At 61.8% G+C, this 21,404-nt stretch carries 26 protein-coding genes; 15 read left to right on the top strand and 11 right to left on the bottom strand.

The annotated features are described in order from the left end of the window. Nucleotides 1-107: 107 nt before the first annotated feature. Both AC1D2G_RS26945 and AC1D2G_RS26950 read right to left on the bottom strand, forming a co-directional pair. Nucleotides 108-1,181 (bottom strand): alpha/beta hydrolase, encoded by a 1,074-nt coding sequence (locus tag AC1D2G_RS26945; RefSeq protein ID WP_477417810.1) that lies wholly within the window; start codon nt 1,179-1,181, stop codon nt 108-110. Between the two features lie 98 nt (nt 1,182-1,279). After that, nucleotides 1,280-2,683 (bottom strand): aminopeptidase P family N-terminal domain-containing protein, encoded by a 1,404-nt coding sequence (locus AC1D2G_RS26950; RefSeq protein WP_477417812.1) that lies wholly within the window; start codon nt 2,681-2,683, stop codon nt 1,280-1,282. 204 nt (nt 2,684-2,887) lie between these two features. Between AC1D2G_RS26950 and ilvA the strand changes: the two genes are divergently transcribed. Continuing rightward, entirely contained in the window at nt 2,888-4,144 is a 1,257-nt protein-coding gene (gene ilvA / locus AC1D2G_RS26955; RefSeq protein WP_477417814.1) for a threonine ammonia-lyase IlvA, read from the top strand. Nucleotides 4,145-4,159: 15 nt separating this feature from the next. Further along, nucleotides 4,160-4,720, top strand: coding sequence for a DUF1697 domain-containing protein (locus AC1D2G_RS26960; protein ID WP_477417816.1), 561 nt, complete (start codon nt 4,160-4,162; stop codon nt 4,718-4,720). Nucleotides 4,721-4,725: 5 nt separating this feature from the next. On the opposite strand, the gene AC1D2G_RS26965 is transcribed toward AC1D2G_RS26960, so the two are convergent. Further along, nucleotides 4,726-5,019, bottom strand: a complete 294-nt coding sequence (locus tag AC1D2G_RS26965; protein ID WP_477417818.1) for a DUF2218 domain-containing protein — start codon at nt 5,017-5,019, stop codon at nt 4,726-4,728. A gap of 139 nt (nt 5,020-5,158) precedes the next feature. After that, nucleotides 5,159-5,599, bottom strand: coding sequence for a VOC family protein (locus AC1D2G_RS26970; protein ID WP_477417820.1), 441 nt, complete (start codon nt 5,597-5,599; stop codon nt 5,159-5,161). A 208-nt stretch (nt 5,600-5,807) separates the two neighbouring features. Between AC1D2G_RS26970 and AC1D2G_RS26975 the strand changes: the two genes are divergently transcribed. The 3 genes from AC1D2G_RS26975 to AC1D2G_RS26985 all read left to right on the top strand — a co-directional run bounded on the left by AC1D2G_RS26975 (nt 5,808) and on the right by AC1D2G_RS26985 (nt 7,971). After that, nucleotides 5,808-6,404 (top strand): cold-shock protein, encoded by a 597-nt coding sequence (locus tag AC1D2G_RS26975; RefSeq protein ID WP_457152787.1) that lies wholly within the window; start codon nt 5,808-5,810, stop codon nt 6,402-6,404. 215 nt (nt 6,405-6,619) lie between these two features. Then, the gene (locus AC1D2G_RS26980; RefSeq protein ID WP_477417822.1) at nt 6,620-7,183 is read left to right on the top strand and encodes a DUF192 domain-containing protein; all 564 of its coding nucleotides are present in this window, start codon (nt 6,620-6,622) and stop codon (nt 7,181-7,183) included. Nucleotides 7,184-7,203: 20 nt separating this feature from the next. Next, nucleotides 7,204-7,971, top strand: coding sequence for an alpha/beta fold hydrolase (locus tag AC1D2G_RS26985; protein WP_457152796.1), 768 nt, complete (start codon nt 7,204-7,206; stop codon nt 7,969-7,971). On the opposite strand, the gene AC1D2G_RS26990 is transcribed toward AC1D2G_RS26985, so the two are convergent. Further along, entirely contained in the window at nt 7,950-8,582 is a 633-nt protein-coding gene (locus tag AC1D2G_RS26990) for an HD domain-containing protein (protein ID WP_477417962.1), read from the bottom strand. The genes AC1D2G_RS26985 and AC1D2G_RS26990 overlap by 22 nt on opposite strands. Nucleotides 8,583-8,792: 210 nt before the next feature. On the opposite strand from AC1D2G_RS26990, the gene AC1D2G_RS26995 reads away from it, so the two are divergent. The 3 genes from AC1D2G_RS26995 (at nt 8,793) to AC1D2G_RS27005 (ending at nt 10,919) form a co-directional block, all read left to right on the top strand. Then, nucleotides 8,793-9,431 (top strand): VOC family protein, encoded by a 639-nt coding sequence (locus AC1D2G_RS26995; RefSeq protein ID WP_477417824.1) that lies wholly within the window; start codon nt 8,793-8,795, stop codon nt 9,429-9,431. 286 nt (nt 9,432-9,717) lie between these two features. Continuing rightward, nucleotides 9,718-10,566 (top strand): serine O-acetyltransferase, encoded by an 849-nt coding sequence (gene cysE, locus AC1D2G_RS27000; protein ID WP_095091679.1) that lies wholly within the window; start codon nt 9,718-9,720, stop codon nt 10,564-10,566. Nucleotides 10,567-10,715: 149 nt separating this feature from the next. Next, nucleotides 10,716-10,919: a DUF3126 family protein gene (locus tag AC1D2G_RS27005; RefSeq protein WP_006200852.1), complete on the top strand. Its 204-nt coding sequence runs from the start codon at nt 10,716-10,718 to the stop codon at nt 10,917-10,919. A gap of 63 nt (nt 10,920-10,982) precedes the next feature. Here AC1D2G_RS27005 and AC1D2G_RS27010 read toward each other — a convergent pair whose 3' ends face one another. Then, the gene (locus AC1D2G_RS27010; RefSeq protein ID WP_477306185.1) at nt 10,983-11,714 is read right to left on the bottom strand and encodes a hypothetical protein; all 732 of its coding nucleotides are present in this window, start codon (nt 11,712-11,714) and stop codon (nt 10,983-10,985) included. A gap of 121 nt (nt 11,715-11,835) precedes the next feature. Here AC1D2G_RS27010 and AC1D2G_RS27015 point away from each other — a divergent pair, with 121 nt between their 5' ends. Both AC1D2G_RS27015 and AC1D2G_RS27020 read left to right on the top strand, forming a co-directional pair. Beyond that, nucleotides 11,836-12,177 (top strand): DUF6949 family protein, encoded by a 342-nt coding sequence (locus AC1D2G_RS27015; protein WP_457152792.1) that lies wholly within the window; start codon nt 11,836-11,838, stop codon nt 12,175-12,177. A gap of 19 nt (nt 12,178-12,196) precedes the next feature. Continuing rightward, complete coding sequence (locus tag AC1D2G_RS27020; RefSeq protein WP_477417826.1) at nt 12,197-12,724, top strand: gamma carbonic anhydrase family protein; 528 nt, start codon at nt 12,197-12,199, stop codon at nt 12,722-12,724. 40 nt (nt 12,725-12,764) lie between these two features. Here AC1D2G_RS27020 and AC1D2G_RS27025 read toward each other — a convergent pair whose 3' ends face one another. The 5 genes from AC1D2G_RS27025 to AC1D2G_RS27045 all read right to left on the bottom strand — a co-directional run bounded on the left by AC1D2G_RS27025 (nt 12,765) and on the right by AC1D2G_RS27045 (nt 16,798). Beyond that, nucleotides 12,765-13,325 (bottom strand): ankyrin repeat domain-containing protein, encoded by a 561-nt coding sequence (locus AC1D2G_RS27025; protein ID WP_095090724.1) that lies wholly within the window; start codon nt 13,323-13,325, stop codon nt 12,765-12,767. A gap of 123 nt (nt 13,326-13,448) precedes the next feature. After that, nucleotides 13,449-14,198 carry an NYN domain-containing protein gene (locus AC1D2G_RS27030; RefSeq protein ID WP_477417828.1) on the bottom strand — a complete coding sequence of 250 codons (750 nt, stop codon included), beginning with the start codon at nt 14,196-14,198 and terminating at the stop codon, nt 13,449-13,451. 341 nt (nt 14,199-14,539) lie between these two features. After that, nucleotides 14,540-15,148: a transglutaminase-like cysteine peptidase gene (locus tag AC1D2G_RS27035; RefSeq protein ID WP_477417830.1), complete on the bottom strand. Its 609-nt coding sequence runs from the start codon at nt 15,146-15,148 to the stop codon at nt 14,540-14,542. Between the two features lie 282 nt (nt 15,149-15,430). Continuing rightward, nucleotides 15,431-16,048, bottom strand: coding sequence for a PilZ domain-containing protein (locus AC1D2G_RS27040; RefSeq protein WP_095091678.1), 618 nt, complete (start codon nt 16,046-16,048; stop codon nt 15,431-15,433). A 117-nt stretch (nt 16,049-16,165) separates the two neighbouring features. Then, nucleotides 16,166-16,798, bottom strand: a complete 633-nt coding sequence (locus tag AC1D2G_RS27045; RefSeq protein ID WP_477417832.1) for a PAS domain-containing protein — start codon at nt 16,796-16,798, stop codon at nt 16,166-16,168. Between the two features lie 390 nt (nt 16,799-17,188). On the opposite strand from AC1D2G_RS27045, the gene AC1D2G_RS27050 reads away from it, so the two are divergent. From AC1D2G_RS27050 to AC1D2G_RS27070, 5 genes are all read left to right on the top strand, one after another. Then, nucleotides 17,189-17,950, top strand: coding sequence for a rhomboid family intramembrane serine protease (locus AC1D2G_RS27050; RefSeq protein WP_477417834.1), 762 nt, complete (start codon nt 17,189-17,191; stop codon nt 17,948-17,950). Between the two features lie 89 nt (nt 17,951-18,039). Continuing rightward, nucleotides 18,040-18,471 (top strand): CBS domain-containing protein, encoded by a 432-nt coding sequence (locus AC1D2G_RS27055; protein ID WP_184870665.1) that lies wholly within the window; start codon nt 18,040-18,042, stop codon nt 18,469-18,471. A 210-nt stretch (nt 18,472-18,681) separates the two neighbouring features. Next, entirely contained in the window at nt 18,682-20,187 is a 1,506-nt protein-coding gene (gene gatB / locus AC1D2G_RS27060; protein ID WP_477417836.1) for an Asp-tRNA(Asn)/Glu-tRNA(Gln) amidotransferase subunit GatB, read from the top strand. Then, complete coding sequence (locus AC1D2G_RS27065) at nt 20,184-20,879, top strand: hypothetical protein (protein WP_477417838.1); 696 nt, start codon at nt 20,184-20,186, stop codon at nt 20,877-20,879. Before gatB ends, AC1D2G_RS27065 begins: the two co-directional genes overlap by 4 nt. Before the next feature lie 14 nt (nt 20,880-20,893). Next, complete coding sequence (locus AC1D2G_RS27070; protein ID WP_477417840.1) at nt 20,894-21,376, top strand: N-acetyltransferase family protein; 483 nt, start codon at nt 20,894-20,896, stop codon at nt 21,374-21,376. Nucleotides 21,377-21,404 lie beyond the last annotated feature (28 nt).

Raw genomic sequence — 21,404 nt, forward strand, 5'->3', positions numbered from 1 at the left:
GACGTCGCTGGATATCCCGATAAAGCCAGAGCGCGGCGCGGTCCAGTTCAAAGTGCGCCTAGACGTCGGCAATGCTGAACAGGCACGGCAAAATCGTGGGATTTCGTCTATTTCCCGAGCAGGCCGATGCGATCGGTCACGTCACGATCGCTGGCAAAGCCGTCATCGTCGCGCAGCCGCTGGCCGATCATCTTCACCAGTTCGGGATTGTCGGCGAATTTGGTGTGGTTGAAGCTATCGCTTCCCTTGACCTTTGAAAGATCGACCACGGTCACGCCGTAGGAGGCAAGATCGGCGGCATCCTTGTAGTCGCCGACGCGTGGCCGCGAGCCGGCAATCAGGCCGGAGAGCCTCAGTGCCCGATCGTCGTCGGACAACAGCAGGATGAATGGTTTGTCAGGCTTGCCGTAGCGCCTCATCTGGCTCTTGAACACATCGACATCGATGTCGGGCGAGGCCAGCACCACGTCGCCGAGCTTGCCGCCGAGATCGCGGTCGCCGCTGATGGCCATCTGGCGCAGCGTTTCCATCGTCACCCAGGTGCCCATCGAATGGGCGACGATGTCGATGCGCCGCGCTCCGGACTGCTCAAGCATCCTCAAGGTCACTTCGAGCTGGTCGCGGGCCGCGCTGGCGCTTTCCTTGTCATAGACATAGTCGGTGGTCTTGGCGCCGGAGGCCCAGGAAAACAGCACCGGCGTGCCCGGATAGCCGGAATCATGAACGATCTGGGTCAAGCGGTAGACGGCATCATCGAAGCCGGTGTTGTAGCCATGGACGAAGACCATGACGCGGCCGCCGCGCGCCGCGATGTCAGCGTCGAGCGCGCTGGAGAACTTCGGCTGTGCGTCGTAGCCGACGACTTCGGACGCCATGAAATATTTCGTCGGGTCGTCGGATTTGCCGCGCGACCGGCGCTCGATCTGGCCGGTCTGGTGGGAGCCTGGCACCGTGACGGTGACGCGGGCGTAATTCAGCGTGGCCGAGCGCTCACCGTCGAAAACCTTGTTGGGATCGTCGGATTTCTTGCGCGTCGTCGCGATGAAGATGCTGTGGTTGCCGGCGATCTCCGTCACCGGCGTCGCGACGATCGCGCTACCAAGCAGTTCCTGTGTTTGCGTACCGGCGCAGCCGGCGACGAGCAAGGCAAGGACAATGGCAAAGATATTCTTCAAAGGCACTCAGAAATTCCAACTCCGGCCAAAAGGCCTGCCTACCCCCGCGACATCCCGGACAGCCAGAGTGCGGCAGAACTAAGTCGCGTCCAGCCGAAATGTGGTCAGCGCCCGGTCACAGTCATCGCACTGTTGCGCGAAAGCCAAAACGGCGGCAGAAACGCCGGAATGTTGGAGAAGGGCAACACCTCCGGCTTGAGGCGGATGCCGAGTACATCCGCCATGAAGCCGCGTCGCGCCTCGATGCGGCTCCAGGCCTCGGGATAGCGCGCCGCGATCTCCTCGCGCAGAGGCTCGTCGGCGAGCGCGATGCCGTCCTCGATATTGGTGGTGAAATAGGCGCTGCCGGTCGCCGGGATGACGTCGACCTGCAGCGCCATGCCCGATCGCAGTCTGATGTCGGAGCCGGAAAACACCGGCGAATGCATCCATTCGTCGATATGGACGAGATGGCCGGGATTGAGTGAAACACCAAAGAAGGGATCGCCTATGCGGTCATGCACCGCTTTCCACAGCGTGCCTCCCGTGGTGCCGATGCCGATCGCTTCGTACCAGTCGACGACAGCGGCAAAATAGGGCGCGACCAGTCTTTCGACATAGTCGCGGATGGCATGCGGAAGTTCGGATGGCTCTTCGGCGAGGAACCCGGCGCGTGCATTGAGCGCACCCTGGATGCCATAGGCCATGGTGATCGGGTCGCCACGCCGGATGATGTCGAGGCGCGGGCTGGGCAGGCCATAGGCGGCACGCTTGCCCGCCGACAGCATCGGATGACAGCCATGCGGCAAGCCGTTCATGCCCATCAAGCGGGCCGCCTGCAATTCCGTCATGCCGGGTTCGATGCCTTGCAGGACATTGCGCAACCCCTGCGAGGTGAAGGTTGCGGCGAATTCGAAGGCAGCCAGTTGGTCGGCCTCGTTGATGGCGCGCAGCCCGTCGGCGGGGTTCATCAGCAGATTGGCCGCGTTCACGACCGCGCCCTTGTCGCCGACAAGCGCGCGCAGCGTATCGGCGATGAAGGAGGGCAGGTCGAGCGCCATCTCGCCAAAACCTGCATCGCCTGCGCCGAACGGTTTCCAGCCGATGGCGCCGATGCGCTGGCCGGGCCTCAGGCCGCTATCGGCGAGGATGTCGAGCAGCGCGTCCGAGCGATCGCGCGGCTGCGCCGGCAGCGAGAACGTCTGGTAGAGGACACGTTCGTATGGCCCGTCGCAGAGTTCGGCATAGCCCCAGCCTTCATTGCCGACGAGAAGCCTTGGCTGCTTGCCGGGAACGATGACCAGCAGCGTTTCCTCGAAGCGCGGATCATAGCCCGAGAGATAGGCGACATTGGCCGCGTGTTCGCGGTCGCCATAGATGGCGAAGGCATCGAGGCCGGCCTTGGCGCCCAGTGCCGTCAACGCCGCGATGCGGGCTTCGTGGGTGGCGCGCGCAACCAGCGGCATCACCGTCGGCTCGCCGAATTCCGGCAGCGACATGGATTTCAGGCCGACCGATGCGACAGGCATGAACAAACGCCTCCAAGTGCTTGCAAGGATTCTGCGAATGCCCGCTGCAGAGGGGCAAGACAGGCAGGACAATGGCGTCGGGGCCCCGGATATGCAATAGGCGGGATCGGCCGCACGACGGCAGCGGTTGCAACAAACAGCCGGAGCGCGGCCCGATCGATGATAGCGGTCTGCGGATAACAGGCGGTGCAAGGTGGTTTTCCGATGAACAGTTTCTCTTCCCGTGTCGCCACCGCTGCCGCCGCGATCCGCCAGATCTTTCCGGAAACGCCGCTGCAGGAGAACGACTACCTGTCGAAAAAGACCGGGGCTCGGGTGCTGCTGAAGCGTGAGGACCTGTCGCCGGTGCGTTCCTACAAGATCCGTGGCGCCTTCAATTTCTTCCGCAAGACGCTTGCGGCCGGCAACGAGGCTGAACTGTTCGTCTGCGCGTCCGCCGGCAACCATGCGCAGGGCTTCGCTTTCGTCTGCCGCCACTTCGGCAAGAAAGGCGTCGTGTTCATGCCGGTGACGACGCCGCAGCAGAAGATCGACAAGACCAGGCTGTTCGGTGGCGATTTCGTCGAGATCAGGCTGGTCGGCGACTTTTTCGACGATTGCTACCGCGCCGCCTTCGAATTCACCGAAAGTTCCGGCGCGCACATGGTGCCGCCCTTCGACCACAAGGACATCATCGAGGGCCAGGCAACTGTCGCCTATGAGATATCAGACCAGATGCCGGGCGCCCGCATGCCCGAAATCATCATGCTGCCGGTCGGCGGCGGCGGGCTCGCCGCCGGCGTCACCCACTATTTCGCCGATCAGGGCCGCGAAGCGCGCTTCGTCTTCTGTGAGCCGGCCGGCGCACCTAGCCTGCGCGAGAGCCTCATTGCCGGAAAGCGCCTGAAGCTCGCCAAGGTCGATAATTTCGTCGATGGCGCGGCGGTCGCCGAGATTGGCCGCGAGCCATTGCGGCATCTCAAGGATTTCCCGGCCGACATGGTGCGGCTGATCCCGGAGAACCGACTATGCGCCACCATGATCGAGATGCTCAATGTCGAAGGCGTCGTGCTGGAGCCGGCCGGCGCGCTGGCGATCGACGCGCTGAAGGATTTTTCCAGGAAGGAGATCAGGGGCAAGACGATCGTCGCCGTGGTTTCGGGCGGCAATTTCGATTTCGAGCGTCTGCCCGACGTCAAGGAGCGGGCACTGCGCTTCGAGGGCCTGAAGAAATACTTCATCATCCGCTTTCCGCAGCGGCCGGGCGCCTTGCGCGATTTCCTTGAAATGCTTGGGCCCGACGACGACATCGCCCGCTTCGAATATCTGAAGAAATCGGCCCGCAATTTCGGTTCGGTGCTGATCGGCATCGAAACCAAGGATCGCCGCAATTTCGACCTGCTCAAGGCGAATTTTGAGGCCGAAGGCGTCCAGTACCAGGATATCACCGACAACGAGACGCTGGCCGGGTTCATCATATGAGTGATCGATGATCAGATGACTGGTCAGGGAAAAAGTTTCGTTGCGCTGTTTTCCGGCATCAATGTCGGCGGCAACCGCATCGTCAAGATGGCGGAGCTGCGGTCGTTCTTCGAGGACCTCGGATTTTCCGATGTCGCCACCTATGTGCAGAGCGGCAATGCCGTGTTTCGGGCAAAGACGGGTGACGCGGCGACGCTGACGAAACAGATCGAAGCAGCCTTCGAGAAGAAATGGGGATTCCATTCGCGCATCATGGTGCGCGATCTCGGCTGGTTCGAGCGGCTGGTGAGCGAAAATCCCTATCCGGAAGTGGCCGCGGACCACACGAAGCTCCACGCCTATGTGCTGGAGCGCGAGCCGACCGCCGATGAGGTGGCGCGGCTGGCCGAAAAGTGCACCGGTCCCGAACGGTTCGAGATCAAGGGCGACGTGCTTTACCTGCACGCGCCGGACGGGCTCGGCAAATCGGTTTTTGCCGGGCTGATCCCGCGCACGCTGAAGGTGCCGGGCACCTCGCGCAACTGGCGCTCGGTGCTGGCTCTGCTGGCGATGGCCGGTCAGGCAGGCGGAGCTTAGGCCGGTTACGCTGCCGTGGCGTGCGTCCAGTCGAAGGTCAGTTCTTCGCGAAAAGCAAAGCGCTTGATGTGATCGGCGACGACGCTTTCCAGGCGCTCGAGTGAACCGTTTTCCTCGGTTGACACCGTGATATGCAGCGCGTTCGCATCGGCATCCATCACCGTGCGACCGAGCGAGAGATCGATCGTGCCATGGTGCGGATCGAACTCGACGGGGAATTTGTGCGCCCAGTGCTTGCACAACTGCTGCAAATAGCGGCTGGCATGTTCGGTGGCGACATCGGCATGGCTGGTCGGCATAAGTGAACTCTCCGGGAGGGCAGGCGCCCATTGCTTGACATGGCGCCAGGCTTGCCAGGCTGGCGCGACAGCCGGGTAGATAGGTGCCGTCGCGCAAAACGCCAAAGGCTGCCGGGCGATCTTTCGCCCGGATCGAGGCCTACCAGCTGCCGGTGTTCGCCATTGAAGCCCAAGGCTCGGCCTTGGCCTTGGCCGGGCCTTTTTGCAGGAGCTCGATCGAAATGCCGTCCGGCGACCTGATGAAGGCCATGTTACCATCGCGCGGCGGCCGGTTGATGGTGACGCCATGGTCCATCAGATGCTGGCAGGTGGCGTAGATGTCGTCGACCTCATAGGCGAGGTGGCCGAAATTACGCCCGCCCTTGTAGTCTTCCGGATCCCAATTGTAGGTCAGTTCGACCAACGGTGCTTTTTCGTTGACGCCGCTCTCCTCGTCTTCCGGTGCGGCCAGGAAGATCAGCGTGAAGCGGCCTTGCTCGTTTTCGTAGCGGCGCACCTCCTTGAGGCCGAGCTTGGCGCAGTAGAAATCGAGCGAGGCGTCGACGTCGGCGACGCGGACCATGGTGTGCAGATAGCGCATGTGATTTCCTCGATGAATTGCGTTGCGGCGCAACATAGGGTCGACCCGCTCAAAGGGCAATCGTTCGGCACTGCGCAATGCCGGCAAAGAACAAATCCGGTATTCCCCCAAAAAAGGCACGTCAGGTCTTGCACACACCGGAAGCCGCGGTGTTAATCTGGTGTCAAGAATCAGTTGCGGTGTTCTTGAAAAATAAGGGGGCATTGTTATGGGGGAAAAGGCCTCTTTCACGGGGCGGAACGGAACCCTTGGCGACGCCTTGCATCGTGACGAAGGCGGCGATGCTGCCGATCTGCTCGAAGTCGCTGGCGCCATCAAGTGGTTCGATGTGGCCAAGGGCTACGGTTTCATACTTCCAGATGACGGCATCTCGGGCGACATCCTTCTCCATGTGACATGTCTTCGAAAGGACGGCTTCCAGACGGCCCTGGAGGGCGCACGCGTGGTCTGCCTCGTCAAGCAGGGCGATCGCGGATTGCAGGCCTTCCGGGTGCTCTCCATGGACGTCACCACCGCGGTCCATCCTGCCGAAATGCAGGAGCAGCGCACCCATATCGCGGTGACGCCGGAAAGCGGCCTCGAACGCGCTTTGGTGAAATGGTTCAACCGCACCAAGGGGTTTGGTTTTCTGACCCGCGGCGAGGGCACCGAGGACATCTTCGTCCACATGGAGACCTTGCGCCGTTACGGCATCACCGAGCTTCGGCCGGGGCAAGTCGTGCTGGTTCGTTTCGGGCGCGGCGACAAAGGCCTTATGGCCGCCGAGATTCACCCCGACATGGGGACCTTGCCGGTCTCGCACTAATTCAGTCGCCCAAAAGTGGCCCATCCCGACAGATCGGGATGGCGCTCTTTCTCCTCTTTGTTTGACCATGATCTCTGGACATGCGGTTTCCGTTTGTCCGAGAAAATCGGTTCCACTTTTCGGGATCGTGGTCTAATGCATGTCGCCCAAAGGCATGCCCACGAGCCTGATCCGAGGCGACGTGCTCCAGGACAATTTCCGGCCGAGGATTTTGAATGGCTTACAGGAACTGGCTGACGGCGGGTGTGTTGTGCGCCATTGTCGCCGTGGTCGTGGCCGCAGGTGCTTACTTATATTCCGACCGGCCGACCGCGGCCGACAGCCGGGCGATGGTCCTTCCGGTCGATCCGGCGCCGCTGGTTGTGGTGACGAAAGGCGGCGATCGTTCTTTTTCCATCGAAGTCGCCAACACCGCCGCGGAGCGCGAGGCTGGGCTGATGTACCGCCAGGACATGGCGGACGACCATGGCATGTTGTTCGTCTTCGATATCCAGCAGCAGGTTGGCTTCTGGATGCAGAACACCCCGATGCCGCTTGATCTGATCTTTGTCGGCCAGGACGGCAAGATCCGGGCGATCAAACACGGCGAGCCGCAATCCGAGGCCATCATTTCGCCTGGCGTGCCGGTGCGTTTCGTGCTGGAGCTCAAAGCAGGCACCGCCGCCAGGAACGGCATCGAGTATGGCGACCTGTTACGCCATCCGGCCGTTGGCACGGCGTCTGGTCCGGGCGTGCCGCCATCGGACAATGGCGATGCGCCCAACGGCGGTGCCGGTTGAGCGCGCAGGCGGGATCGCTGATGCAGGTTTTCACCCATGACGGCTTTGATCTTGCCTTCCTCGACCGCCAGCCGGCGTCGGGTGAGGGCGATCCGGTGCTGATGATCCACGGCTTTGCCTCGACCCACTATGTCAATTGGGTATCGCCGGGCTGGTTCAAGACGCTGAACGATGCCGGTTACCGCGCCATCGCCTTCGACAATCGCGGCCACGGCTCGTCGTCGAAGAGTTATGACGAGGCCGATTACACGCCGGACAAGATGGCTTCGGATGCCGCCGCCTTGCTTGGCCATCTCGGCATCGAGCGCGCCCATGTCATGGGCTATTCGATGGGCGCGCGCATCGCGGCGTTCCTGGCGCTGTCCGATCCGGACAAGGTGGCGACGCTGGTCTTCGGCGGTCTCGGCATCGGCATGATCGACGGCGTCGGCGATTGGGATCCGATCGCTGCGGCCCTGCTCGCCGACGATCCCGCGGCAACCAGTCATCGGCGCGGGCGATCGTTTCGCGCCTTCGCCGACCAGACCCGCAGCGACCGCCGGGCGCTGGCCGCCTGTATCGCCAGGTCGAGAGAATTGCTGAGCGAGGACGATCTTGCGCGCATTGCCCAGCCGACGCTGATCGCCGTCGGCACGACGGACGACATTGGCGGTTCGCCCGACGAACTCGCGGCATTGATGCCGAACGCCAGGGCCTTTCACATCGAGGGCCGGGACCATATGCTGGCGGTCGGGGACAAGACCTTCAAGCAACGCGTGCTGGAGTTCTATGCCGAAAATCCGCTCTGAGCGGACGGCAGCGCGGGCGTAAGGGCCGCCAACGAGCGCGCCATGTTAGCTCGGGCCTGCGGCTCGAAGCGCCGGCGAAACTCTTCGGTGTGGAAGATATGCGGGCGGGCGAGGAAATTCTTCAGGACCGCGCTGCGGCCGGCCCGCCACATCGGCTCCTCAACCCAGTGATATTCGCGCCGCACAGCGCATTCATAGGCATCGAAGGCATCCGGCGCAGCACCCAGGATCGACAGATCCATGTCGAGGAAAAGATTGGCGTCCCGTACTGCCGTCGCGTCGTCAAACGACGGCAGTTGGTGGTTGGCTGTAGCGACGATCATCGCCGAGATGCGGTCGAGGCGCCCGGCTTCAGCCCGGCCCGCGAGCTTCTTCTCGGCAAGGGCGGCACTTTGGATCTCATTGTCCTTGGCCTTGCTGTCATAAACGGCATCGTGGAACCAGATCGCCGCTTCGACGGCTTCGGGGTCGCCGAGCACCCCTCGATAGTCGCCCGCCAGCCCCAGCATCGCCTCGATATGGGCAAGGTTGTGATAGTGGCGGTCTTGCGCGGCGTAGAGCGCAGAAAGCTCACTTTTCAGCGCGTCGTCGATCAAGGGTTCGTTTTCCAGAAACGGCGTCACTATCCACCCGATGAAATACTCCCGGCATCCTGGGCCAAAACACGCCATAGCGGAAGGCGTCGGGGGAGCAATGGTGCCGCAGCCGATTGACCAATTCGCATGATGGCGGGAAGCTGCTTGGCATGAGCAGGATCCACACGGTCACCCGCTCGGACGCATGTTGTCATTTTCAAAGCACTCAAACCCAAGGAGCCTGACATGACCACCGCAACCGAGACCTCCAGACCGGGGACTATCGACATGAAGCTGGAGGCCGTCATCATTTCCGTTTCGGATACCGATCGGGCCAAGCGTTTCTATGGCGGCCTGGGCTGGAGGCTGGACGCCGACTTCATCGTTGGCGATGCGTTTCGCGTCATACAGTTCACGCCCCCGGGTTCGCCATGCTCGATCCATTTTGGCAAGGGTCTCACGACCGCCGCGCCAGGCTCGGCGAAGGGACTTTATCTCGTGGTGTCGGATATCGTGGCGGCACGTGCCGAACTGGTGGCGCGCGGGGTCGATGCGAGCGAAGTGTTTCACCGTGCAGGCCCCGGGCAGCCGCCGATCAGCGGCAGAGATCCGGAGGGGCGCAGTTATTCCTCCTTTGCCTCGTTCAGCGACCCGGACGGCAACGGCTGGCTGCTGCAGGAGATCACCCAGCGATTGCCTGGGCGCGTGGATGCACACGACACGACATTCACCTCATCGACCGAATTTGCCGCTGCGCTGCGGCGTGCGGCGGCCGCTCATGGCGAGCACGAGACTCGGACCGGCGGACAGCGCGATGAAAACTGGCCCGACTGGTATGCCGAATACATGGTGGCCGAACAGGCCGGCAAGCCGCTGCCGACTTGACCAGCGGCCATGGTAGCGCGGCGCCATCGACGTCGCGGTTCACTTGGGCTCGCAGGCCATCTGATCGCCATGCTTTCCGCCCGGTCAAGCGCGGAAGGGTCGCTTGTTCGGCGCGTCGTCGATCAAGGGTTCGTTTTCCATGGCCGCTTGAATTCCCGCGAACCAAATCCATTTGACATTGCACTAAGGAAAATTGAGTTCAATCGTGCCATGATCTGGCTTATATGTGCGGTCCGACAAGGCGAGCACAACAGGCCAGCCCGGCAGGAGGCAGGACGAGACGGCGATGAACAGCATCAGCATTTCCCGACAGAGCGCATTGCAGCCGGTCGATCCGATCTGGCGCTCGATCCGCGACGAGGCAATGGAGGCGGTCAACCGCGACCCTCTGCTTGCCGCGTTCCTCTATTCCACCATCCTCAACCAGGACAGCCTGGAAGAGGCGGTCATCCATCGGCTAGCCGAGCGGCTCGACCATCAGGACATCGGCTCCGATCTCATCCGCCAGACCTTCAAGTCGATGCTGGCCGACGACAAGGACTGGCCGACGACCGTGCGCGTGGACATCCAGGCCTATTACGACCGCGATCCGGCCTGCGACCGCTTCATCATGCCGGTGCTCTATTTCAAGGGCTTTCACGCCATCCAGACCCATCGGCTGGCGCATTGGCTGTGGAAGCAGGGCCGTAAGGATTTCGCGCTCTATCTGCAGAGCCGTTCGTCCTCGGTCTTCCAGACCGACATCAACCCGGCCGCTCGCATCGGCAAGGGCATCTTCATCGACCACGCCACCGGCCTCGTCGTCGGCGAGACCGCGGTCATCGAGGATGATGTGTCGATCCTGCACGGCGTGACGCTGGGCGGCACCGGCAAGGCCGGCGGCGACCGTCACCCCAAGATCCGCTACGGCGTGTTGATCGGCGCCGGCGCCAAGATCCTGGGTAACATCGAAATCGGCCATTGCTCGAAGATCGCGGCAGGCTCGGTGGTGCTGTCGCCCGTACCGCACAACAAGACGGTTGCCGGCGTGCCGGCCCGCGTCGTCGGCGAAACGGGCTGCGATCAGCCGTCGCGCCAGATGGACCAGCTTCTGCCGTCGCAGACGATGGATCAGGTCGTCAGCTTCGACATCTGATTTTCATCTGCCCGCTGCCTGCGGCCGGGTGCCGGCCGTGAGAAGGAGCGGGCGGTTGTTCCCGTGTTATCGGGCCGCTTGCCTTTACATCGCCATTGTCGACGTGCCAGAAGCGCGTTCGACGCAAGCCCGATGATCGGAGAAGACTGTTGAAGCCCGACGAAATCAGAAAGCTGGACGCCTATTTCAAGCGCGTCTTCCAGAACCCCAAGCTCGAGGTCAAGGCACGGCCGCGCAAGGAAGATTCGGCCGAGGTCTATGTCGGCGACGAGTTCCTCGGCATCGTCTTCAAGGACGAGGACGACGGCGACTACAATTTTTCGATGGCGATCCTCGACATCGACCTGGCCTGAGCCAGTAATCCTGCGCTCGGCCGGCTCCGCTTCGAATGCGGCCGGCCAGCCCGGTTTCCCCTCCTAATGTCCTCTTTTCAGGAAGCGCGCGGCTTGGCCGGCGATTGCCGCGTCGAGCGCCTGCCAATCACCCAGGAACTCCCTGGGGAAGCGATAGGTGAGGCTGAGTTCGTCGCCGACCTGGACGTCGCGCTCGCAGGGCGCCAGCGATTCCTCGGCACTCGGCCCGCTCAGGCAGCGGGCCACGAACGGGTCCTTGCCAGGGCGCTTGCCGACAACCAGCACCTCGTTCAGGTAGCCTGATTTCTCGTTGAAGCCGTACACCGTCGTGCCGCCGGGGCCAGCAATGCCCGGTTGGATGATCAACGCGCTGTAGATCGGCGCGAAGCGGCCGCTCATGTCGCGCGACATCATCTGCTGTTCGAAGGACAGGAAGATGATGTTCCTGCTCGCTCCCATGTGATTGAAATCGTCGCGCGCCGGCTCGCTGTAGCCGTCCATCTGGGGATAGCGCAGATAGAGGTCGAGCCGCGAGGCAATGCCGTCGCGCCGGGCCTGGGCGAAACGGATGACGTTGGCCGGCACGGCGATGACATTGTTGCCGATCACCACCTGATGGATCGTTGCGTCATCGGTGTATCCGGCCATGGCGATCGAATGGCCGAACCATTTGCCGGCAAGGCTGATCGCTACCGACAGCAGCGCCAGCGCCGCGAATGCGTAGAACACCCGCTTCATCAGCATGGAATCGACCACGGTGAGTTGGGGGCCGTCGCTGATCGCTGCCTGCTTCATCTCAGTCCTCGGATATCGGCCGTCCGCCCTTGGGTGTCCTCGGGCGGCACACATCGCGCGGCACGGCTCTTGCAGCCTTCATGGAACGACTGTGCAATTTCATGGTAAATGGAACGTAAAGATGGGCACGCTGGAACTCACCGTATTCGCTTTTGTCGTCGGGATGACAGCCTGCGGGCTAGCTGGATCGATGATGGAACTGGTGTCGGGCCGCAAGGTCGCCTTCACTGAGCCCTACGTGTCGCCGTCGCATCTGCTGCGCTCGCTGCTCGCCACCGCTTGTGCGGGCCCCTTCATGTTGGTCAACGACGCCCTCGACGCCCGGCGTGAGCGCCGCATCTCGACCTTGGCGCTGATGTCCTGCGGCTGCACGGCCATCGCCTGGTCGTTGGCGCTGGGCGTCGTCGTGCTTGCCATTGCCTCCTGGACGATCGGTCTCCTAGGCTCCAGCCTTCCAGGCTGAGACGATTCGGAGACCGAAAATGCCACTTTATGCGATCGATGGAACGGAGCCGAGCTTCACGGATGCGGACTCAAACTGGATCGCGCCCGACGCGACGCTGATCGGCGACGTGCGCGTCGGCCGCAATGCCGGCTTCTGGTTCGGCGCCGTCATCCGCGGCGACAATGAGCCGATCGTCATCGGTGCCGACACCAATGTGCAGGAACACACGGTGATGCACACCGATCCGGGCTTCCCGCTGACCATCGGGCAAGGCTGCACCATCGGCCACCGCGCCTTGCTGCACGGCTGCACGGTCGGCGACAACAGCCTGGTCGGCATGGGCGCCATCGTGCTGAACGGCGCGAGGATCGGCAGGAACTCGCTGGTTGGCGCCGGCGCGCTGGTCACCGAGGGCAAGGAATTTCCGGACAATTCACTGATCGTCGGCTCGCCGGCCAAGGCGGTGAGGGTGCTGGACGAGGCGGCTGTTGCCAGATTGCGCAGCTCGGCCGCGCACTACGTCGCCAATGGCAAGCGCTTCAAGGCGGGACTGAAGAAGGTTTGAGGCGAGACCTCGCTTGCCGATGGTTTCATCGCGCCCCAACTCACCGTCGGTTGGAACTGCGCCTGGCCATTGCATCGTGCAGCAGGGAAGCGCCGGCTTCAAAGCCGGCAATGTCGGCTTCCTCGGCGGCTGTCCTGTAGTCATCGATGCGGGTTTCGAGCGCGGGGTCGGCGCCTGCCGCCAAAAGCAGGCCGATCGCCTCGACGCTCCGGATGGCCACCGAATAGTGAAGCGGCGTCCAGTCGTTCACGCCTCGCATGTTAGGATCGGCGCCACCCTCGATCAGCACCCGCACGATTTCCAGTCTGTCGGCCCGATCGGTGGATAGCGCCGCAATGATTGCCGGAAATCCACCGTGATCCTGATAATTCGGATCCGAGCCCGCATCCAGCAAAGTCGAGATGAAGCCTAAGGGGCTCCAATAGATCGCATACTCCAGCGGATGCCCGAGGCCGAGTTCGAACGGCATACGCTCGTCGAACCAGCAGGGCGAGCCGCCCAAGGCCACGCCGAGGCCCTCGAAATCGCCGGCCTTGAAGGCATCGTCGATCGCCTTGAACAGGCGATGGCGCTCGCATCGATCTTCCGGGATTTCCAACATCGCCGTGATCCAGAAGGCGAAACCAACGGCCTATAGTGCCTTGATCTCCTGCCCGTGGAAAGGCGGTCTTGATGTTCTGACGCGATTGGCGGGTCGATGGCACCTATGACCCTCCAGGCATCGCTAAGCGGCCTTCTTTTTTACCTTCTTCCCAATCGTAGGCTTGGTCCGTATTCGCATGGCTCCGCCCTGGACTTCGATTTCAAATGCGTCTGTATTCCTCACCAGATCGCTCAGTTTGCTGAAACCGTAGCTGCGGGGATCAAAATCTGAAAACAGGTTTGATAGCCGTTGTCCGAAGGTTCCGAGATGTATCCAACCGTCCTCGCCTTCCATCTGGCCCATGACTTTCTTGAGCATGGGAATCGCGGCACTGGGCACTTGAAGCGGCTTGGCTGCGGGCGCACTATCGTGAGTGTTTGCGGTGCCACGTAGAAGGTTTTCGGTATAGACGAAACGCCGACATGCTTGCCGGAAACTTTCTGGAGTTTTCTGCTCCCCAAACCCGAACACGTCGACGCCTTGTTCGCGTATGCGCGCAGCAAGCCGGGTGAAATCACTGTCGGAAGAGACCAGGCAGAAACCGTCGAAACGACCGCTGTGAAGCAGGTCCATGGCGTCGATCACCAGTGTGATATCGGACGCGTTTTTCCCGATGGTGTTAGCGAACTGCTGCTGCGGGATAATCGCATGCTTTGACAAGACATCAGCCCATCCCTTCGACCGGACGTTTGAAAAGTCACCGTAGATGCGGCGGACGCTGGCTTCGCCAATCTTCGCGATCTCCTCGAACAGGCCGTCGACAATCTTGGCCGAAGCGTTGTCGGCGTCGATAAGAACCGCAAGGCGCGGTGATCGGGGTTCGGTCGGCATGCGACACTTCCTGGGCTGACGCACTCTCGAGTTTCGAACTGTAGCTGGTGAAACTCATCACCAACCGCGGTTCACTACTCTGCCGTTGTAGCAGAAGTAAGCCGCAAATCGAAATCTAAGCTGTTGGAATTGTGCCTTTATCGGGGCTTCAAAAGATTATCCCAGAAATGGCGGAGCCGGCCCGGGGACGGGGCCGGCTCCTTTGACCCGGTCGTTGGGGACGGGGAGGGTGGGGACTCGACCGGGTTTCTCCTGAAGCGGTCGCCTTCATGCGACGCGCTTGACCTCTAGTTTATGCATGTCGTTATCTCAAAACCGGGGCCGCTTTTGAGCGACATGCATTAGCGGACGCTGGCGACCGCGTCTGAACGGCCATCGTTGATCGTCACCCAAACACCGGAATTCTGGTCTGACTGGCGCTTGAGATAGGTGTAGTCCGTGTCGGTCCAGGCGAGCACCTTGGTTTCCAGATTGTCGAGGATGAATTCCCCAAGGCTGGTGCGCACGGTCAGCACCGCGTGGCCGTCGCCGTTCGGCTGGCGCGCGACAGTCATCAGCAGATTTCCGGCCGGCACGCCCGCATTCATCAATTCGCGGCGCTTTTCCAGCGCGTAGTCTTCGCAATCGCCATAGCCATTGTCGGGATAGGCCCAGTATTCCTCGGTACCGTAATTTTCCATGTCGGTGCGCGGCTTGACCCTCGTGTTGACCGAATTGTTGATGCTGACGATCGTCGCCCACAATTTGCGCGTCAGTTCGACCGGTGGGCCCTTGGGCGTCCGTTCGCTGCATTCGCCAGGTATGCGCTGGCAGAATTCATAATGGCCAACAGGCTGCGTGGTGCGTCCGCCGGTGTGCATATAGGCCGGTCCCGCGGCATATGCTGATCCCCAAGCGGTAAGCTGCATCGCCATTGCCGCCAGCAACAGCTTGCCCCTCGTCTTCTTCATTCCGGTAGTCTCCCCGTTCGAAGGAGACATTGCCACATGTGGATTTATTTGGGGCAAAAGTGCGAAGTAGATATTGAGTAAAACCTCAGTAGAATAAGCGTAAAATTTGAATCATTTGAGTATTGAATTTTTTGGAGTTTTGCGACGGGGCGGTCGGTGAGCCTCTTGTCATGCTGGCCCTGCAGGGAACGGTCGCGGACTGTCGAAGCTTCTCCGTCCGGGCATGAAAAATAAAAAACCGGCCGCAAAGGCCGGTTTCCTGGAGTGCTTGTGTCGGCCTTGTCAGGCGCGCGGGGTGTTGAATTCGGAATCGAGCGTTTCGGGACGCTGGATGACGGCGAATTCGATGGCGACGCCGTCCTCGAAATGGCGGACGATCTGCCCGCGCATCGTGCCGAGCATGACCTGGACGCCGATCGCCGGCTTGACGTCGATCTCGATCGCGGCGCCGGAAAGCGATAGGTCGATGATACGGCACTGGTACTGGCGCCCGTCGGTGAGCTGCAGCACGCTGGTCGGGTTGCGCGGCGCGACACGCTCGTGCCGGCGGTCTTCCGGCAGGTCGAGTTCGTGCTTGTTGGCAAGCCACGTCAACTGCGCGGCAAGCTTGTCCTTCTTGCGGTCGGACGCGATGACGGTCATCGCGAAACCGTCCTGCAAGGTGCGCGTAACGACACCTTCGATGCGGCCGATATGGTCGATATAAGCGATGACTTTTTCGCCCGGCATGCCAATGCGTTCGGTGCGAAGCGCTACATTGCCCGGTGACATGTCGACGACCTGGCAGGGGTGTTCGGTGCGGTCTTCCAGCATGAAGCGCCCGTAAATCTTGACCCGGACGCGCTGAAAGTTACGCCTTTCAGCTTGGGACGGCGCATAGTCGACCGCCGCTGACCTCATGACTGCCACACCTCGTTTGGCATCCCGCGCGTCGATGCGAGGAACTTCATCGGAGAAGTACAACAATAAGGGTTAACAAAGGGGAAAAGCAGGCCCCGTTGCGGCGAGATTTGGCCCCTATTCCTCGCGTCCGCCATCGAAGACGACGAGATGGCGGATGCGGCGCGCGCGGCCTAACGCTGATATCGTCTCGGGTGTCGCGAGTTCGTCGGGAACGAGCGAAGGAACATCGATCGCCGGACGGTTGTTGAGGAGTTCCTTCTCCGGATCGATGACGCGAACCGAATCGATCAACGCGTCGGTGATCGGATCGGCACCCAGCCAGAAGGGCTTCTCCACGGCGCTTATCACGCCCAGGCAGCGCGGATTTTCAACACCGCCGTCAAGCGGCAAGGCGAGCAGTTCGAACTTGTTGGTACGGCCGTTGCGGCTGAAACCCTCGAAGGCGATGAGCACGACCGACTTCTGGTCGAAGACGCCATGGATCAGCCTCGAGACGAGCCGCTGATCCTTCTCGCGCCACAGCGACGGAAAGGAAAACCCCTTGAGCTCACGGCCATAATAGGCGCAAAGCCTGGTGCCGGCGAGCCGGAAGACGGCTTGTCCGCGCGTGTCCCTTTCCAGGATGAACGTATCGGCCAGCAGCGACTTGATGTCGGCCGGCTCGACCTCCGAACGCTTCGGGGCGGGGCGTCCGTCACGCAGGCGGTTCCAATATTGGAACAGCGTGATCGATCCGTTCTGGTTCATGCTATTCTGCTCCGCGCAATCTGTCGTCTGATGTCCCATCGGTGAACAGAAAGGGCGCCCTCCGATGACCTACATGCGTTGCGGAGCAGGAAGCGTGCCAGCGTCGTTAACACTTGTTCACGGGTCGGGGCCGTTAAGGTTAACAACTGGTTGACGTTGCAGCGAGGCGGCCCCTATGGCACACAAAAACCACTCCAGAAGCGGTCGTTTCGCGACGATCGGCAGCACTTCAGTTAAGAGTTTTAGGGGGAGCAGGGGGCTCGACCGGCCGTTCAAGGGAAACCTTGAGCGGCTTTTTTTTGATTCGCGATGAGGCGATTCGCCGTTTGCGGTTCGTTCGGGGGTGATCTAGATGCTCGAACCCGAATCCCTGCTTGAGTGCAATTTCATATGAGCGAACCGGAAGGCCCCTCGGAAATCGAGCCGATCGAGGATGGACCCGAACAACGGCGAGAGCCGGTGTTCAATCTGCCACCTGTCGTCCTGGCGGTGATGGGCATATGCGCGGTCGTCTACCTGTTGCAGCAGTACGTGCTAACCCAGGAACAGCAACTGACGCTGCTCTACGACGGGGCCTTCATCCCTGTTCTCTACACCGGCAAATACGGCTTCGACTGGTTCCTTTTCACTCGCCCGTTCACCTACGCCTTCCTGCATGGCAGCTTTGCCCATATTGCCATCAACATGGTCTGGCTCGCCGCTTTCGGTTCGCCATTGGCAAATCGCCTGGGGCCGCTTCGGTTCGCGCTGTTCTTTGCGGTGACCGGGCTGGCTTCGGTTGCGCTTTTCTGGGCCATGCATCCGTACGGAGAAGCGCCGCTGGTCGGGGCATCGGGCGCTATTTCCGGCATGATGGGCGCTGCCGCGCGTTTCGGTTTCCACACCCAGCGCTCGTCGGCCGGCAAGGCTGCCTTCGCCGGCCCCGTGCTGCCAATCGCCATCGTCCTGCGCTCGCGCGGCGTCGTGATCTTCCTTGCCGTGTGGATGATCATCAACCTAGCCACTGGCCTTCTCGGCTTTGCCCCCGGAATTGACGGCCAGATCGCCTGGGAGGCCCATATTGGCGGCTTTGTCGCCGGCTTCTTCGGCCTGCGCTGGTTCGACCGACCATGGCAGGCGCCTGAATGGGACACCACCGACCGCCGCACTTGAAATGCAACCGATGACGGCGCACCATGTTCACTCTTATGTGAAGCCGGTCAGGGCAGGAACCGGCAGGCAAAGCAGAGGAGGAGGACGCCATGACGGTTAAGGCAATTCTCGAGAAGAAAGGCCATGACGTGTTGACGCTCGGGCCGAACGAAAAGCTGAGCGAAGCCATCCGCATCCTGGCCGAACACAAGATTGGCGCGCTGGTCATCACCAATGGCGATCGCAAGATCGTCGGCATTCTTTCGGAGCGCGACATCGTGCGGGTGGTCGCCAGGGAAGGTGGAGCCGCGCTCGATATCGCCGTGCGCTCGGCGATGACGCCGAAGGTGAAGATCTGCAATGAGAACCACACCGTCAACGAGGTGATGGAGATCATGACCAAGGGCCGCTTCCGCCATCTGCCGGTGGAAAAGGACGGTATGCTCGATGGCATCGTGTCCATCGGCGACGTGGTCAAGCGCCGCATCGAGGACGTCGAGCGCGAGGCCGACGAGATCAGGGCCTACATCGCCACCGCTTGAGCGGTGAACGGAAACCGCCGGCCGGCGAACCGACCGGCGGAGCCGCGGTCTGGCTGTGGTCGATCCCGCTCGGGTTCGAGGCGGCTGAAAAGGCCAGGTTGTGGCTTTACGCTTGTCTCTTTTGGCGGTTTGCACTAGCGAATGACTTCCACGTTCGACGTGAAATTCACGTTCAAATGTGAGTTCAGTCACCGCAAGTCGCAGGCCATCATGACCCTCATCGACACCCGTACCCCCCATGCAAAACGCCTGATCCCCGGCGCCACTGGCGACTGGGAGATCATCATCGGGCTCGAGGTCCACGCTCAGATCACCTCGGAGGCAAAGCTGTTTTCCAGCGCCTCGACCGCTTTCGGTGCAGCGCCCAATGCCAATGTCAGCCTCGTCGATGCGGCCATGCCGGGCATGCTGCCTGTCATCAACGAGGAATGCGTCAAGCAGGCGATCCGCACCGGCCTTGGCCTGAAGGCGCAGATCAACCACAAGTCCGTCTTCGACCGGAAGAACTATTTCTATCCGGATCTGCCACAGGGCTATCAGATCTCGCAGTTCAAGCAGCCGATCGTCGGCGAGGGCACGGTGACCGTCTCGGTCGGTCCGGACCGCCAGGGCGAGTTCGAGGACATCGAGGTCGGCATTGAGCGCCTGCACCTGGAGCAGGATGCCGGCAAGTCGATGCACGACCAGCATCCGACCATGTCCTATGTCGACCTCAACCGCTCGGGCGTGGCGCTGATGGAGATCGTCTCCAAACCGGACATGCGCTCGGCCGATGAAGCCAAGGCCTATGTCACCAAGCTGCGCACCATCGTGCGCTATCTCGGCACCTGCGACGGCAACATGGATGAAGGCTCGATGCGCGCCGACGTCAACGTTTCGGTGCGCAAGCCGGGTGGCGAGTTCGGCACGCGCTGCGAGATCAAGAACGTCAACTCGATCCGCTTCATCGGCCAGGCCATCGACTATGAGGCACGCCGGCAGATCGCTATTCTCGAGGATGGCGGCAAGATCGACCAGGAAACGCGGCTGTTCGACGCCGTCAAGGGCGAGACGCGCTCGATGCGCACCAAGGAAGAGGCGCACGACTACCGCTATTTCCCCGATCCCGACCTTTTGCCGCTGGAATTCGATCAGGCCTATGTCGACGCGCTGGCTGGGAAATTGCCGGAATTGCCGGATGACAAGAAGGCGCGGCTGATCGCTTCGCTCGGCCTGTCGACCTATGATGCGTCGATCCTGGTCTCGGAAAAGCCGATCGCCGACTATTTCGAGAAGGTGGCCGCCGGCCGCGACGGCAAGCTTGCCGCCAACTGGGTCATCAACGACCTGCTTGGGCAATTGAACAAGGCCGGCAAGGATATTGAAAACGCTCCGGTTTCGCCCGACCAACTCGGCGCGGTCATCGATCTGATCAAGGATGGCACCATTTCCGGCAAGATCGCCAAGGACCTGTTCGAGATCGTCTGGACCGAGGGTGGCGATCCGCGCCAGCTGGTCGAAAGCCGTGGCATGAAGCAGGTCACCGACACCGGCGCCATCGAGAAGGCCGTGGATGAGGTGATCGCCGCCAACCCCGACAAGGTCGAGCAGGCCCGCGCCAAGCCGAGCATGGCCGGCTGGTTCGTCGGCCAGGTGATGAAGGCGACCGGCGGCAAGGCCAACCCGCAAGCCGTCAACGACCTCGTCAAGGCCAAGCTCGGCATCGCGGATCAATGAGCGGAGACGCGAAGCCCGGCAACCCGGCCAGCGTCTCGTCGGCCCTTTTGATTGCCGGCGCCGTGCTGCTTTTTGTCGGCACGTCGCTGCATCCGATGCATGAAGACCCGAATGACGCGCTTGCCGCCTTCGGTGAATATGCCGCCGACCACATCTGGTTGTTCAGCCACATGGCACAGCTCGCCGGCGTCCTGTCGATGGTTGCAGGCCTGGTGCTGATCCTTGGCCGTCTGTCGGACGGCCCGCCACGCGGCTGGGCTCTTCTGACGATCCTGTTCGGCGCGGCGTCGCTGGCGGCGGCAGCTGCCTTGCAGGCCGTCGATGGCATTGCGCTGAAAGCGGTAATCAATGCCTGGGCGATGGCCGATGCGGCGACAAAGCCATCGCTGTTCAGCGCCGCCTTCGCCGTACGCCAGATCGAAGTCGGTTTTGCCGCGATCAGCGCCATGCTGCTTGGCTTGACGGTTCTGCTTGCCAATGTCGCCCTGCGCCAGGCCAAGCGCTGTCCATTGTGGCTGTCGTTGCTCGGCGGCGTCGGCGCCGTGGGTGTTCTGGTCGGTGGTTTCGCGACCGCTGCAACCGGTTTCTCCGGCACCGCCATGGCGGCCAACATGCCGGGCAGCATGGTGCTTCTGGTCTGGGTGGTGCTGCTTGCCGTGGTCGACTTCCGGCGCAAGCCGGTTGCGAGATAAGCGGGAGAGGATCCATGTTCGTCCGCACCGCCAGCGAGCGCGATCTTGTTGCCGTCCGTGCGCTGCTGGTCGAAACCTGGCATGCGACCTATGACGCAATCTACGGCGCTACCAAGGTGACCGAGATCACCGACGACTGGCACTCGATTTCCTCGCTGCGGTCGCGGCTGACGCGGCCGAACTCGGAATTCCTGGTGGCCGATGATGGCAGGCGGATCGGCGGTATGGCATTTGCCGAAGGCGCCGAACTGACCATGCTCAAGCAGCTCTACGTGCTGCCCAGCCTGCAGGGGCGAGGCATCGGCGGCATGCTGCTCGATGAGGTCATCGAAAGCTTCCCAGAGGCCCGCGCCGTCCGTCTGGAGGTGGAGGAACAGAACATCCGAGCCATCGCCTTCTACGAGGCAAACGGCTTCTTGCGATCCGCCGATGTCGGCGAACACGCAGGTGCCTTGGGACATCCGACGCTCGTCTACATCAGGACTCTTGCTGGCTGACGTATCTGCCGGCGTATCTCGATCACCT

The organism is Mesorhizobium sp. P2_C7 (assembly GCF_056404515.1).